The organism is Pseudomonas sp. PAMC 29040 (assembly GCF_003994535.1).
In the GTDB taxonomy this organism is placed as follows: domain Bacteria; phylum Pseudomonadota; class Gammaproteobacteria; order Pseudomonadales; family Pseudomonadaceae; genus Aquipseudomonas; species Aquipseudomonas paraversuta.
Genome location: NZ_RZAA01000014.1, coordinates 15,184 through 28,532, shown reverse-complemented (window position 1 = coordinate 28,532; position 13,349 = coordinate 15,184). Strand labels below are relative to the sequence as shown.

The following is a 13,349-nucleotide window of genomic DNA, read 5'->3' as shown; positions in this document are numbered from 1 at the left end:
TTAACCCTCTACACGCAGCATGTAGTAAGCCTTGTTGATCATCCCGCGATTCTCGGGAGTATCAAGTACTTCTACAGTGTGACCGATGCGACGCAGACCCAGACCCTTAATGCACAGTTTGTGATTAGGGATGCGGCCGGTCATGCTTTTGATCAGCGTTACTTTAACGGTAGCCATGATCAGAAGATCTCCTTAACGCTTTTGCCACGCTTAGCGGCAATAGACTCAGGAGACTGCATAGCCTTCAAACCCTTGAAAGTGGCGTGAACCACGTTTACCGGGTTAGTCGAGCCGTAGCACTTGGCCAGAACGTTCTGAACGCCAGCAACTTCGAGGACAGCACGCATAGCGCCGCCAGCGATGATACCGGTACCTTCAGAAGCAGGCTGCATGTACACCTTCGAAGCGCCATGAGCGGACTTCATTGCGTACTGCAGAGTTGTGCCGTTCAGGTCAACTTGGATCATGTTGCGGCGAGCAGCTTCCATTGCCTTCTGGATCGCAGCAGGCACTTCACGTGACTTGCCACGGCCGAAGCCAACGCGCCCTTTACCATCACCAACCACGGTCAACGCGGTGAAAGTGAAGATACGGCCGCCTTTAACGGTTTTGGCTACGCGGTTAACTTGAACCAGCTTCTCAATGTAGCCTTCGTCGCGCTTTTGGTCGTTATTTGACATAACTTAGAACTCCAGCCCAGCTTCACGAGCAGCCTCAGCCAGCGCTTTCACGCGGCCGTGGTACTTGAAGCCAGAGCGGTCGAAAGCCACCTGCGAGACGCCAGCGGCTTTTGCACGCGTAGCGACCAGCTGGCCAACCTTTGTGGCCGCGTCGATGTTGCCAGTAGCAGCATCACGCAGTTCTTTGTCCAAAGTCGAGGCACTTGCCAGGACTTTGCTGCCGTCGGCCGAGATGACCTGGGCGTATATATGCTGCGACGAGCGGAACACGCAGAGACGCACGACTTCGAGTTCGTGCATTTTCAGACGTGCTTTGCGAGCGCGACGCAGGCGAGTAACTTTTTTGTCGGTCATTTGCTATGCCCTACTTCTTCTTGGCTTCTTTACGACGGACGACTTCGTCCGCGTAACGTACACCCTTACCTTTATAAGGCTCTGGCGGACGGAAACCGCGGATCTCAGCGGCCACCTGACCTACCAGCTGCTTATCAATACCCCGGATCAGGATATCGGTTTGGCTAGGAGTCTCAGCGGTGATGCCTTCCGGCAGTTCGTAATCCACTGGGTGCGAGAAGCCAAGAGCCAGGTTCAGCACTGTGCCTTTTGCTTGCGCTTTGTAACCAACACCGACCAGCTGGAGCTTGCGCTCGAAGCCTTGGCTTACGCCTTGGACCATGTTGTTTACCAACGCACGAGTGGTACCAGCCATTGCGCGAGTTTGTTGATCGCCATTGCGAGCAGCGAAACGCAGCTCACCAGCTTCTTCAACGATCTCAACGGACGAATGGATGTTCAGTTCTAGAGTGCCCTTGGCACCCTTCACCGAAAGCTGTTGGCCGGCGAATTTTACTTCGACACCAGCTGGCAGCTTAACGGGGTTCTTAGCGACGCGTGACATGCTTATCCCCCCTTAGAACACAGTGCAAAGAACTTCGCCGCCGACACCGGCAGCGCGCGCAGCACGATCCGTCATCACACCTTTGCTGGTGGAGACGATAGACACACCAAGACCGCCACGAACTTTCGGCAGATCTTCGGAGGACTTGTACTGACGCAGGCCTGGACGGCTAACGCGCTTCACTTCTTCGATAACCGAACGGCCTTCGAAGTATTTCAGCTCGATAGACAGCAGTGGTTTGATTTCGCTGCTGATCTGATAATCCGCGATGTAACCTTCGTCTTTGAGAACTTTGGCTACAGCTACCTTCAACGTGGAAGATGGCATGCTTACGACGGACTTTTCAGCCATCTGGGCATTACGGATTCGAGTTAGCATGTCCGCTAACGGGTCCTGCATACTCATGGGCTAGACGCTCCTGTTACAAAAATAATTAGCCTCGCGGCTACATCTGTCGCCGAGTGACTCAATGCTTAAAAAGCACGGGCTCAGGCGAGCCGGTCATTCTAGACACACGCCAGAAATGAATCAAGCCCCAATAGGGGCTTGATTCATATTCAAGGTCACCGACTGTCAGGATCTTGCGATCCTGACAGTGACAACTTTGCCTGTACGCCTTACCAGCTGGCTTTAACCAGACCTGGTACGTCACCGCGCATTGCTGCTTCACGCAATTTGTTACGGCCAAGGCCGAACTTGCGGTAAACACCATGCGGACGACCAGTCAGGCGGCAGCGGTTACGCATGCGCGCAGCGCTTGCGTCACGTGGCTGCTTCTGCAGAGCTACCTGAGCTTCCCAACGTGCTTCTGGACTTGCGTTCAGATCCACGATGATGGCTTTCAGTGCTGCACGCTTCTTGGCGAACTTGGCAACCGTGAGCTGACGCTTCAGCTCGCGGTTTTTCATGCTCATCTTGGCCATTTTCCTACTCCAATCAGTTGCGGAACGGGAATTTGAAAGCACGCAACAAGGCGCGACCTTCATCATCTGTCCGAGCAGTGGTGGTCAGGGTAATGTCCAGACCGCGAAGGGCATCGATCTTGTCGTAGTCGATTTCCGGGAAGATGATCTGCTCTTTCACGCCCATGCTGTAGTTACCACGACCATCGAAGGACTTGGCATTCAGGCCGCGGAAGTCGCGTACCCGAGGCAGGGAGATCGACAGCAGACGATCCAGGAATTCGTACATACGCTCACGGCGCAGAGTAACTTTAACGCCGATCGGCCAGCCTTCGCGAACTTTAAAGCCTGCGATGGACTTGCGAGCGTAGGTCACAACACATTTTTGACCCGTGATCTTTTCCAAATCAGCTACAGCGTGCTCGATGATTTTCTTATCACCGATCGCTTCGCCCAAACCCATGTTCAGGGTGATTTTGGTAACGCGCGGAACTTCCATCACGTTCGAAAGCTTAAGTTCTTCCTTAAGTTTCGGAGCGATTTCCTTCCGGTAAATCTCTTTTAGTCGTGCCATGGTCTTATCTACCTAGCAGTGTTCAAGCATCAACCGCTTTTTGGGTCGACTTGAAGACACGAATTTTCTTGCCTTCTTCTACTTTGAAACCAACGCGGTCAGCCTTGTTGGTTTCGCCGTTGAAGATGGCGACGTTAGAAGCGTCCAGTGGAGCTTCTTTTTCGACGATACCGCCTTGCACGCCCGACATAGGGTTAGGCTTGGTATGACGCTTAACCAGGTTCAGACCGCCAATAACCAAACGGTTGTTAGCGAGAACCTTAAGCACCTTACCGCGCTTACCTTTGTCTTTGCCGGCGATCACGATGATCTCGTCGTCACGACGAATCTTTTGCATGTCGGATCTCCTTACAGCACTTCTGGGGCGAGCGAGACGATCTTCATGAACTTCTCAGTACGAAGTTCACGGGTCACTGGCCCAAAGATACGGGTGCCGATCGGCTCTTGCTTGTTGTTCAGAAGAACAGCAGCGTTGCCATCAAAGCGGATAATGGAGCCATCAGCACGACGTACGCCGTGACGAGTGCGGACTACAACAGCAGTCATCACTTGGCCTTTTTTCACTTTACCGCGAGGAATTGCTTCCTTCACGGTAACTTTGATGATGTCACCGATACCAGCGTAACGACGATGGGAGCCACCCAGCACCTTGATGCACATAACGCGGCGTGCGCCGCTGTTATCGGCCACATCGAGCATGGATTGAGTCTGAATCATATAATTTCTCCGACCCCTAGTCCTTAGACTTCCACAGCGCGTTCGAGAATATCAACCAATGCCCAAGACTTGGTCTTGGCCAGCGGACGAGTTTCACGAATAGTGACCTTGTCGCCGATGTGGCACTGATTGGTTTCGTCGTGCGCGTGCAGCTTAGTCGAACGCTTAACATATTTACCGTAGATCGGGTGCTTAACGCGACGCTCGATCAGTACGGTGATGGTCTTGTCCATCTTGTCGCTGACAACACGGCCAGTCAGCGTACGGACAGTTTTTTCGGCTTCAGCCATGATTACTTACCTGCCTGCTGTTTGAGCACAGTCTTCACGCGAGCGATGTCACGCTTAACTTGCGAGAGCAGATGCGACTGCCCCAACTGGCCAGTTGCTTTCTGCATGCGCAGATTGAACTGGTCGCGCAGCAAGCCGAGCAGTTGCTCGTTCAGCTGCTGTGCGGATTTTTCACGAAGTTCATTCGCTTTCATCACATCACCGTCCGTTTAACAAAGGAGGTGGCGAGCGGCAGCTTTGCAGCAGCCAGGGCGAAAGCCTCACGCGCCAGCTCTTCAGTAACACCCTCGATTTCATACAGGACTTTGCCTGGCTGAATCTGGGCAACCCAATATTCCACGTTACCCTTACCTTTACCCATCCGAACTTCGAGTGGCTTTTTGGTTACAGGCTTGTCCGGGAATACACGGATCCAGATCTTACCGCCACGCTTAACGTGACGGGTCAGTGCACGACGCGCTGATTCGATCTGACGAGCGGTGAGACGACCACGAGCAACAGACTTCAGCGCATATTCGCCGAAGCTGACTTTGCTACCGCGCAATGCCAAGCCACGGTTGTGGCCTGTCATCTGCTTGCGGAACTTCGTACGCTTAGGTTGTAACATTTGGCGTACCCCTTACTTAGCAGCTTTTTTACGAGGCGCTGGTGCTTGTGGCTTCAGTTCTTCTTGGCGACCACCAATTACTTCGCCTTTGAAGATCCAAACCTTTACACCGATCACACCGTAAGTGGTGTGAGCTTCGTAGTTGGCATAGTCGATGTCGGCACGCAGGGTGTGCAGTGGCACACGACCTTCGCGATACCATTCAGTACGTGCGATTTCAGCACCGCCGAGACGACCGCTCACTTGGATTTTGATGCCTTTGGCACCAATGCGCATAGCGTTCTGTACAGCGCGTTTCATCGCGCGACGGAACATTACACGACGCTCCAGCTGCTGAGCTACGCTCTGCGCAACCAGCATACCGTCGAGTTCCGGCTTGCGGATCTCTTCGATATTGATGTGCACAGGCACACCCATTTGCTTGGTCAGGTCCTGACGCAGTTTCTCAACATCTTCACCTTTCTTCCCGATAACGATACCAGGACGAGCAGTGTGGATGGTGATACGTGCAGTCTGAGCCGGACGATGGATATCGATACGGCTTACGGACGCGCTTTTTAGTTTGTCTTGGAGGTATTCACGCACCTTCAGATCAGCGAACAAATAGTCCGCATAAGTCCGGCCGTCTGCGTACCAGACGGAGGTGTGCTCCTTGACGATTCCCAGGCGAATGCCAATGGGATGTACTTTCTGACCCATCTCTTCGACTCCGTTACTTGTCAGCAACCTTGACAGTGATATGGCAAGACCGCTTGACGATGCGATCAGCGCGGCCTTTGGCACGCGGCATGATGCGCTTCAGCGAACGCCCTTCGTTGACGAAAACGGTAGCGACTTTAAGGTCGTCAACGTCTGCGCCTTCGTTATGCTCGGCGTTGGCTACGGCCGACTCCAGCACTTTCTTGATGATCTCGGCGGCTTTCTTGTTGCTGAAAGCCAACAGGTTGAGCGCTTCGCCCACCTTCTTCCCGCGGATCTGGTCGGCGACCAAGCGGGCTTTCTGGGCGGAGATTCGAGCGCCCGACAACTTAGCGGCTACTTCCATCGTTCCTTACCCCTTAACGCTTGGCTTTCTTGTCTGCCACGTGCCCACGATAAGTGCGGGTACCGGCAAACTCGCCTAGTTTATGGCCAACCATGTCTTCGTTCACAAGAACTGGGACATGAAGACGACCGTTATGCACAGCGATGGTCAGACCGACCATTTGTGGCAGGATCATAGAACGGCGCGACCAGGTTTTCACCGGTTTGCGATCGTTCTTTTCCGCCGCCACTTCGATCTTCTTCAGTAGGTGAAGATCAATAAAAGGACCTTTTTTCAGAGAACGTGGCACTGTCGTATCCCTCTATTTACTTGCGACGACGGACGATCATTTTGTCGGTACGCTTATTACCACGAGTCTTCGCGCCCTTAGTCGGGAAGCCCCATGGCGATACCGGATGACGACCACCAGAGGTACGACCTTCACCACCACCATGTGGGTGGTCAACCGGGTTCATGGCAACACCACGAACGGTTGGGCGAACGCCACGCCAGCGTTTGGCACCAGCTTTACCCAGGGAACGCAGGCTGTGCTCGGAGTTCGAGACTTCGCCAAGCGTTGCACGGCATTCAGCCAATACTTTACGCATTTCACCAGAGCGCAGACGCAGGGTCACATAGACACCATCACGAGCGACCAGCTGAGCCGAAGCACCAGCGGAACGTGCGATTTGCGCGCCTTTACCCGGCTTCAATTCGATGCCGTGTACGGTGCTACCAACTGGAATGTTGCGCAGTTGCAGAGCGTTGCCCGGCTTGATCGGTGCCAAAGCACCTGCGATCAGCTGGTCACCGGCACTCACGCCTTTAGGGGCGATGATGTAGCGGCGCTCGCCGTCTGCGTACAACATAAGAGCAATGTGAGCAGTACGGTTTGGATCGTATTCGATACGCTCAACAGTGGCTGGAATGCCATCTTTGTCGTTGCGACGGAAGTCGACCAAACGATAATGCTGCTTATGACCACCACCGATGTGACGCGTGGTAATACGGCCATTGTTGTTACGACCACCAGTCTTCGATTTCTTCTCGAGCAGCGGTGCGTGAGGAGCGCCTTTATGCAGCTCCTGGTTGACCACCTTGACCACATGACGGCGGCCAGGGGAAGTCGGTTTGCATTTAACGATTGCCATGATGCACCCCTTCCTTACTCAGCACTGCTGCTGAAATCGAGATCTTGGCCTGGCTGAAGGGAGATTACTGCCTTCTTCCAGTCATTACGCTTGCCCACGCCGCGAGCGGTGCGCTTGCTTTTACCCAGAACATTCAGGGTAGTAACACGCTCAACTTTCACGCTGAACAGGCTTTCGACGGCCTTCTTGATTTCCAGCTTGGTTGCATCAGTAGCAACCTTGAAAACGAACTGGCCTTTCTTGTCTGCCAGAACCGTAGCCTTCTCGGAAACGTGCGGGCCAAGCAGAACTTTAAATACGCGTTCCTGGTTCATCCCAGCAGCTCCTCGAATTTCTTCACGGCCGACACGGTGATCAACACCTTGTCGTATGCGATCAGACTAACTGGATCGGAACCTTGCACGTCACGTACATCAACGTGTGGCAGGTTGCGAGCAGCCAGGTACAGGTTCTGATCAACAACTTCGGACACGATCAGGACGTCTGTCAGACCCATGCCATTCAGTTTGTTCAGCAGATCTTTGGTCTTCGGTGCTTCAACTGCGAAGTCCTGAACCACGATCAGACGATCAGTACGAACCAGTTCAGCAAGGATGGAACGCATTGCTGCGCGGTACATCTTCTTGTTGAGCTTCTGAGAGTGATCCTGCGGACGAGCTGCGAAAGTGGTACCGCCGCCACGCCAGATTGGGCTACGGATAGTACCGGCACGAGCACGGCCAGTACCTTTCTGACGCCATGGGCGCTTACCGCCACCACGAACATCGGAACGGGTCTTTTGCTGCTTGCTACCTTGACGGCCGCCGGCCATGTAGGCCACGACTGCTTGGTGAACCAGCGTCTCGTTGAACTCGCCGCCAAATGTCAGTTCGGAAACTTCGATCGCTTGAGCGTCATTTACGTTTAATTGCATGTCAGCTTCCCCTTAACCGCGAGCCTTGGCCGCCGGACGTACAACCAGGTTGCCGCCAGTAGCGCCAGGAACAGCACCTTTGACCAACAACAGATTGCGTTCAGCGTCGACGCGCACTACTTCGAGGGACTGCACGGTCACGCGCTCAGCGCCCATATGACCGGACATTTTTTTGCCCTTGAATACACGACCAGGAGTCTGGCACTGGCCAATAGAGCCCGGGACGCGGTGGGAAACGGAGTTACCGTGAGTGTTATCTTGGCCACGGAAATTCCAACGCTTGATCGTACCCTGGAAGCCTTTACCTTTGGACTGACCGGTCACATCGACCATCTGACCTGCGGTGAAGATTTCAGCGTTGATCAGATCGCCTGCCTGGTACTCGCCTTCTTCAAGGCGGAATTCCATTACGGTACGACCAGCTGCAACGTTTGCTTTAGCGAAGTGACCCGCTTGAGCAGCAGTTACACGCGAAGCGCGACGCTCGCCGACAGTGACTTGCACTGCACGATAGCCATCGGTTTCTTCAGTTTTGAACTGGGTGACGCGATTCGGTTCGATCTCAATGACCGTGACCGGAATGGAGACACCTTCTTCGGTGAAAATACGGGTCATACCGCATTTACGACCGACTACACCAATAGTCATGTTGTAAACCTCATGAGTGTACGGGGCTTTCACCCGCTATGGCCGCCCATTTCAGAGCGTTACACGACTAAGACCCAAGTCTTAGCCGAGGCTGATCTGCACTTCCACACCGGCCGCAAGATCAAGCTTCATAAGTGCATCAACGGTTTTATCCGTTGGTTGGACGATGTCCAGTACGCGCTTATGAGTACGGATCTCGTACTGGTCACGCGCGTCTTTGTTGACGTGCGGGGAGACCAGAACGGTGAACCGCTCTTTACGGGTAGGCAGTGGAATTGGACCACGCACTTGAGCACCAGTACGTTTCGCGGTTTCCACGATTTCCTGGGTTGATTGGTCGATCAGGCGATGGTCAAAAGCCTTCAACCTGATACGGATTTGCTGATTTTGCATTGGATTTCAGACTCCAGATTGCTATTCCCACCGAGCGCAATACGCCCGTTAAAAGGAGGCGCAATTCTATAGACGACCCCAGTAGGTGTCAACTCAATAAAAAAAGCCCCCGCTGAGCGGGGGCTTTTTCAGGCAATCATCACTTACGCGATGATTTTGGCTACAACGCCAGCGCCAACGGTACGACCGCCTTCACGGATTGCGAAACGCAGACCGTCTTCCATTGCGATGGTTTTGATCAGGGTGACAACCATTTTGATGTTGTCGCCTGGCATTACCATTTCAACGCCTTCCGGCAGTTCGCAGTTACCGGTCACGTCAGTGGTCCGGAAGTAGAACTGTGGACGGTAGCCTTTGAAGAACGGAGTGTGACGACCGCCTTCTTCTTTGCTCAACACGTACACTTCAGCTTCGAAGGTAGTGTGTGGCTTAACCGAACCCGGCTTAACCAGAACCTGGCCACGCTCTACGTCGTCACGCTTGGTGCCGCGCAGCAGCACGCCGCAGTTCTCGCCAGCACGACCTTCGTCGAGCAGCTTACGGAACATTTCAACGCCGGTGCAGGTGGTAACAGTAGTGTCACGCAGACCAACGATTTCCAGCGGATCTTGAACGCGAACGATACCGCGCTCGATACGACCGGTTACAACAGTACCGCGACCCGAAATCGAGAATACGTCTTCGATTGGCATCAGGAACGGCTTGTCGATAACACGAACTGGATCCGGAATGTAAGTATCCAGAGTTTCAACCAGTTTACGAACGGCAGTGGTGCCCATTTCGTTGTCGTCTTTGCCTTCCAGCGCCATACGAGCAGAACCGATGATGATCGGAGTGTCGTCGCCCGGGAAGTCGTAAGTGCTCAGCAGATCGCGCACTTCCATCTCAACCAGTTCCAGCAGCTCAGCGTCGTCTACCAGGTCAGCCTTGTTCAGGAAGACCACGATGTACGGAACGCCAACCTGACGGGACAGCAGGATGTGCTCACGAGTTTGTGGCATCGGACCATCAGCGGCCGAACAAACCAGGATCGCGCCGTCCATCTGGGCAGCACCGGTGATCATGTTCTTCACATAGTCAGCGTGACCTGGGCAGTCAACGTGAGCGTAGTGACGGATCAGCGAGTTGTATTCAACGTGCGCAGTGTTGATGGTGATACCACGAGCTTTTTCTTCTGGCGCGCTGTCGATTTTATCGAAGTCAACGATGGCCGAACCGAAAATCTCGGAGCAAACACGAGTCAGAGCTGCGGTCAGCGTGGTTTTACCATGGTCAACGTGACCGATAGTGCCAACGTTGACGTGCGGTAGGGAACGATCAAATTTTTCTTTAGCCACGACAATTAACTCCTTGCCTAAAGGACTGAACTAAATCAGCCTTGTTTTTTAGTAACAGCTTCGACGATGTGCGACGGAGCTGTATCGTATTTTTTGAATTCCATAGAGTAGCTTGCGCGACCCTGAGACATGGAACGAACATCGGTCGCATAACCGAACATTTCACCCAACGGAACTTCAGCACGAATTACTTTGCCGGAGACCGTATCTTCCATACCCTGGATCATGCCGCGACGACGATTCAAGTCGCCCATCACGTCACCCATATAGTCTTCAGGTGTAACAACCTCTACCGCCATGATCGGCTCAAGCAACTCACCGCCGCCTTTGGAGGCCAGTTGCTTGGTAGCCATGGAAGCAGCCACCTTAAACGCCATCTCGTTGGAGTCGACGTCGTGGTAAGAACCATCAAACACGGTAGCCTTCAGGCCGATCAGCGGATAGCCGGCAACAACACCGTTCTTCATCTGCTCTTCGATACCCTTCTGGATAGCCGGGATGTATTCCTTAGGAACCACACCACCTACCACTTCGTTCACGAATTGCAGACCTTCCTGACCTTCGTCAGCAGGAGCAAAACGGATCCAGCAGTGACCAAACTGGCCACGACCGCCGGACTGACGAACGAACTTGCCTTCGATCTCACAGCTCTTCGTGATGCGCTCACGATACGAAACCTGAGGCTTACCGATGTTGGCTTCGACGTTGAACTCACGGCGCATCCGGTCAACCAGGATGTCCAAGTGCAGCTCGCCCATGCCAGAAATGATCGTTTGACCAGTTTCTTCATCAGTTTTTACGCGGAAAGATGGATCTTCCTGAGCAAGTTTGCCCAGAGCGACACCCATTTTTTCCTGGTCATCTTTGGTCTTTGGCTCAACGGCAACCGAAATAACCGGCTCCGGGAAGTCCATACGAACCAGGATGATTGGCTTGTCAGCGTTGCACAAGGTTTCACCAGTGGTGACGTCCTTCATGCCGATCAAGGCCGCGATGTCACCAGCGCGTACTTCCTTGATCTCTTCACGGGCGTTTGCGTGCATTTGCACCATACGACCCACGCGCTCTTTCTTGCCTTTAACCGAGTTGATTACGCCGTCGCCGGAGTTCAACACGCCCGAGTAAACTCGAACGAAGGTCAAGGTACCCACGAATGGGTCGGTAGCGATCTTGAACGCCAGAGCCGAGAACGGCTCGCTGTCGTCTGCATGACGCTCCAGTTCGATAGTCTCGTCATCCGGGTCAGTACCCTTGATGGCAGGAATATCGGTAGGTGCAGGCAGGAAGTCGATAACGGCGTCGAGAACCAGGGGAACACCCTTGTTCTTGAAGGAAGAACCGCAAACAGCCAAGACGATCTCACCAGCGATAGTACGCTGACGCAGAGCAGCCTTGATTTCTTCGATGGTGAATTCTTCACCTTCGAGGTACTTGTTCATCAGCTCTTCATTGGCTTCGGCAGCAGCCTGAACCATGTTGTCGCGCCATTCGTCAGCCAGTTCCTGCAGTTCAGCAGGGATAGGCTTACGAACAGGAACCATACCTTTGTCAGCATCGTTCCAGTAAACAGCTTCCATGTTGATCAGATCAATCTGACCCTGGAAGTTGTCTTCAGAACCGATAGCCAGCTGGATTGGAACCGGAGTGTGACCAAGACGCTTCTTGATCTGCTCAATCACGCGCAGGAAGTTAGCACCGGCACGGTCCATCTTGTTTACGTAAACAAGACGCGGAACGCCGTATTTGTTGGCTTGACGCCATACGGTTTCCGACTGAGGCTCAACACCCGAAGTACCGCAGAACACAACAACCGCGCCATCGAGTACACGCAGGGAACGTTCAACTTCAATAGTGAAGTCAACGTGGCCCGGGGTATCGATTACGTTGAAGCGATGCTCGTCTTTGTACTGCTTGGCAGAACCTTTCCAGAAGGCGGTAATAGCAGCAGAAGTAATGGTAATACCACGCTCCTGCTCCTGAACCATCCAGTCTGTGGTCGCGGCGCCATCATGCACCTCGCCCATCTTGTGACTTTTGCCAGTGTAAAAAAGGACGCGCTCGGTGGTGGTGGTTTTACCAGCATCCACGTGAGCAACGATACCAATGTTACGGTAGCGGTTAATCGGTGTAGTACGAGCCATAAAGCCCTCGCAAAATGAGTAGCGCTGAAATTAGAAGCGGTAGTGCGAGAAAGCTTTGTTAGCTTCAGCCATACGGTGCACGTCTTCACGCTTCTTAACTGCTGCGCCCTTGCCTTCAGCAGCATCCAACAGTTCGCCAGCCAAGCGCAGAGCCATAGACTTCTCGCCGCGCTTGCGGGCGAAGTCTACCAACCAGCGCATTGCCAGGGCGTTACGACGGGACGGGCGAACTTCGACCGGAACCTGGTAAGTAGCACCGCCTACACGGCGCGACTTCACTTCGACCAGCGGAGCGATGGCGTCGAGAGCTTTCTCGAAGATTTCCAGGGGATCGCTGTTCTTGCGTTCTTTAACCTTGTCCAGCGCGCCATAAACGATACGCTCGGCAACGGCTTTCTTGCCGCTTTCCATCACGTGGTTCATGAACTTGGCCAGGATTTGGCTTCCGTATTTTGGATCGTCAAGCACATCGCGCTTGGCTGCTACGCGTCTTCTTGGCATGGATAAGCCCTCAAACGGTCTTCAGGTTAGCTCGGAACCATTACACCCAGAGGATGCACGTCCGACCTTACTCTTATCGACTCAGAAAAAAAGAAATCTGCATTATTTACAAGCGACCGAAAACTACTTCGGCTTCTTGGTACCGTACTTCGAACGACCCTGGTTACGACCTTTAACACCGGAAGTATCCAACGAACCGCGAACGGTGTGATAACGAACACCTGGCAAGTCTTTTACACGACCGCCACGAATCAGTACCACGCTGTGTTCTTGCAGGTTGTGACCTTCACCACCGATGTACGAGGAAACCTCGAAACCGTTGGTCAGGCGCACACGGCATACTTTACGCAGTGCCGAGTTAGGTTTTTTCGGCGTAGTTGTATACACACGGGTGCATACGCCACGACGTTGCGGGCAGTTTTGCAGCGCAGGCACGTCGGATTTCTCGACGATACGCTTACGCGGCTGACGTACCAGCTGGTTGATAGTTGCCATCTACTAGCTCCACTGTTGTCTTGCGACGCTATTGTCTTGCAAGAAAAGCAAAATGGCAGGAACGAATTCCCGCCAAAT

General features: G+C 53.5%; 24 protein-coding genes. All 24 read right to left on the bottom strand.

The window, feature by feature from the left end; all coding sequences use genetic code 11:
- The 24 genes from rpmD to rpsL all read right to left on the bottom strand — a co-directional run bounded on the left by rpmD (position 1) and on the right by rpsL (position 13,271).
- Positions 1 to 177 carry a 50S ribosomal protein L30 gene (gene rpmD / locus WG29040_RS21600; protein WP_003444363.1) on the bottom strand — a complete coding sequence of 59 codons (177 nt, stop codon included), beginning with the start codon at positions 175 to 177 and terminating at the stop codon, positions 1 to 3.
- Between the two features lie 2 nt (positions 178 to 179).
- Positions 180 to 680 (bottom strand): 30S ribosomal protein S5, encoded by a 501-nt coding sequence (gene rpsE / locus WG29040_RS21595; protein WP_003186035.1) that lies wholly within the window; start codon positions 678 to 680, stop codon positions 180 to 182.
- 3 nt (positions 681 to 683) lie between these two features.
- Positions 684 to 1,034, bottom strand: coding sequence for a 50S ribosomal protein L18 (gene rplR, locus WG29040_RS21590; protein WP_003444364.1), 351 nt, complete (start codon positions 1,032 to 1,034; stop codon positions 684 to 686).
- A gap of 10 nt (positions 1,035 to 1,044) precedes the next feature.
- A complete protein-coding gene (gene rplF / locus WG29040_RS21585) occupies positions 1,045 to 1,578 on the bottom strand; it encodes a 50S ribosomal protein L6 (RefSeq protein WP_003444365.1) in 534 nt (177 codons plus the stop codon).
- A gap of 12 nt (positions 1,579 to 1,590) precedes the next feature.
- The gene (rpsH, locus tag WG29040_RS21580) at positions 1,591 to 1,983 is read right to left on the bottom strand and encodes a 30S ribosomal protein S8 (protein ID WP_003444366.1); all 393 of its coding nucleotides are present in this window, start codon (positions 1,981 to 1,983) and stop codon (positions 1,591 to 1,593) included.
- Positions 1,984 to 2,195: 212 nt separating this feature from the next.
- Complete coding sequence (rpsN, locus tag WG29040_RS21575) at positions 2,196 to 2,501, bottom strand: 30S ribosomal protein S14 (protein ID WP_003444367.1); 306 nt, start codon at positions 2,499 to 2,501, stop codon at positions 2,196 to 2,198.
- 13 nt (positions 2,502 to 2,514) lie between these two features.
- Entirely contained in the window at positions 2,515 to 3,054 is a 540-nt protein-coding gene (rplE, locus tag WG29040_RS21570; RefSeq protein WP_003444368.1) for a 50S ribosomal protein L5, read from the bottom strand.
- A 22-nt stretch (positions 3,055 to 3,076) separates the two neighbouring features.
- Complete coding sequence (rplX, locus tag WG29040_RS21565; RefSeq protein ID WP_003444369.1) at positions 3,077 to 3,391, bottom strand: 50S ribosomal protein L24; 315 nt, start codon at positions 3,389 to 3,391, stop codon at positions 3,077 to 3,079.
- A gap of 11 nt (positions 3,392 to 3,402) precedes the next feature.
- A complete protein-coding gene (gene rplN, locus WG29040_RS21560; RefSeq protein ID WP_002555479.1) occupies positions 3,403 to 3,771 on the bottom strand; it encodes a 50S ribosomal protein L14 in 369 nt (122 codons plus the stop codon).
- Between the two features lie 23 nt (positions 3,772 to 3,794).
- Complete coding sequence (gene rpsQ, locus WG29040_RS21555; RefSeq protein WP_003444370.1) at positions 3,795 to 4,061, bottom strand: 30S ribosomal protein S17; 267 nt, start codon at positions 4,059 to 4,061, stop codon at positions 3,795 to 3,797.
- Between the two features lie 2 nt (positions 4,062 to 4,063).
- Positions 4,064 to 4,255, bottom strand: a complete 192-nt coding sequence (gene rpmC, locus WG29040_RS21550) for a 50S ribosomal protein L29 (protein ID WP_003444371.1) — start codon at positions 4,253 to 4,255, stop codon at positions 4,064 to 4,066.
- A complete protein-coding gene (rplP, locus tag WG29040_RS21545) occupies positions 4,255 to 4,668 on the bottom strand; it encodes a 50S ribosomal protein L16 (protein ID WP_003444372.1) in 414 nt (137 codons plus the stop codon). The genes rpmC and rplP overlap by 1 nt, the downstream gene beginning before the upstream one ends.
- Before the next feature lie 12 nt (positions 4,669 to 4,680).
- On the bottom strand, positions 4,681 to 5,367 hold the full coding sequence (rpsC, locus tag WG29040_RS21540; RefSeq protein WP_003176422.1) for a 30S ribosomal protein S3: 687 nt from the start codon (positions 5,365 to 5,367) through the stop codon (positions 4,681 to 4,683).
- Between the two features lie 13 nt (positions 5,368 to 5,380).
- Positions 5,381 to 5,713, bottom strand: coding sequence for a 50S ribosomal protein L22 (gene rplV / locus WG29040_RS21535; RefSeq protein WP_003444373.1), 333 nt, complete (start codon positions 5,711 to 5,713; stop codon positions 5,381 to 5,383).
- Between the two features lie 13 nt (positions 5,714 to 5,726).
- Positions 5,727 to 6,002 carry a 30S ribosomal protein S19 gene (rpsS, locus tag WG29040_RS21530; protein ID WP_003232420.1) on the bottom strand — a complete coding sequence of 92 codons (276 nt, stop codon included), beginning with the start codon at positions 6,000 to 6,002 and terminating at the stop codon, positions 5,727 to 5,729.
- 16 nt (positions 6,003 to 6,018) lie between these two features.
- Entirely contained in the window at positions 6,019 to 6,843 is an 825-nt protein-coding gene (gene rplB, locus WG29040_RS21525; protein WP_003444374.1) for a 50S ribosomal protein L2, read from the bottom strand.
- Between the two features lie 14 nt (positions 6,844 to 6,857).
- Positions 6,858 to 7,157 carry a 50S ribosomal protein L23 gene (gene rplW, locus WG29040_RS21520; RefSeq protein ID WP_003444375.1) on the bottom strand — a complete coding sequence of 100 codons (300 nt, stop codon included), beginning with the start codon at positions 7,155 to 7,157 and terminating at the stop codon, positions 6,858 to 6,860.
- The gene (gene rplD, locus WG29040_RS21515) at positions 7,154 to 7,756 is read right to left on the bottom strand and encodes a 50S ribosomal protein L4 (protein ID WP_003444376.1); all 603 of its coding nucleotides are present in this window, start codon (positions 7,754 to 7,756) and stop codon (positions 7,154 to 7,156) included. The genes rplW and rplD overlap by 4 nt, the downstream gene beginning before the upstream one ends.
- A 12-nt stretch (positions 7,757 to 7,768) precedes the next feature.
- Positions 7,769 to 8,404 carry a 50S ribosomal protein L3 gene (gene rplC / locus WG29040_RS21510; RefSeq protein ID WP_003444377.1) on the bottom strand — a complete coding sequence of 212 codons (636 nt, stop codon included), beginning with the start codon at positions 8,402 to 8,404 and terminating at the stop codon, positions 7,769 to 7,771.
- Between the two features lie 81 nt (positions 8,405 to 8,485).
- Entirely contained in the window at positions 8,486 to 8,797 is a 312-nt protein-coding gene (gene rpsJ, locus WG29040_RS21505; protein WP_003186070.1) for a 30S ribosomal protein S10, read from the bottom strand.
- Between the two features lie 143 nt (positions 8,798 to 8,940).
- Positions 8,941 to 10,134, bottom strand: a complete 1,194-nt coding sequence (gene tuf / locus WG29040_RS21500; protein WP_003444379.1) for an elongation factor Tu — start codon at positions 10,132 to 10,134, stop codon at positions 8,941 to 8,943.
- Between the two features lie 35 nt (positions 10,135 to 10,169).
- A complete protein-coding gene (gene fusA, locus WG29040_RS21495; RefSeq protein ID WP_003444381.1) occupies positions 10,170 to 12,275 on the bottom strand; it encodes an elongation factor G in 2,106 nt (701 codons plus the stop codon).
- A gap of 30 nt (positions 12,276 to 12,305) precedes the next feature.
- Entirely contained in the window at positions 12,306 to 12,776 is a 471-nt protein-coding gene (gene rpsG / locus WG29040_RS21490; RefSeq protein WP_003444383.1) for a 30S ribosomal protein S7, read from the bottom strand.
- Between the two features lie 123 nt (positions 12,777 to 12,899).
- Entirely contained in the window at positions 12,900 to 13,271 is a 372-nt protein-coding gene (rpsL, locus tag WG29040_RS21485) for a 30S ribosomal protein S12 (RefSeq protein ID WP_002555494.1), read from the bottom strand.
- Positions 13,272 to 13,349: the final 78 nt, after the last annotated feature.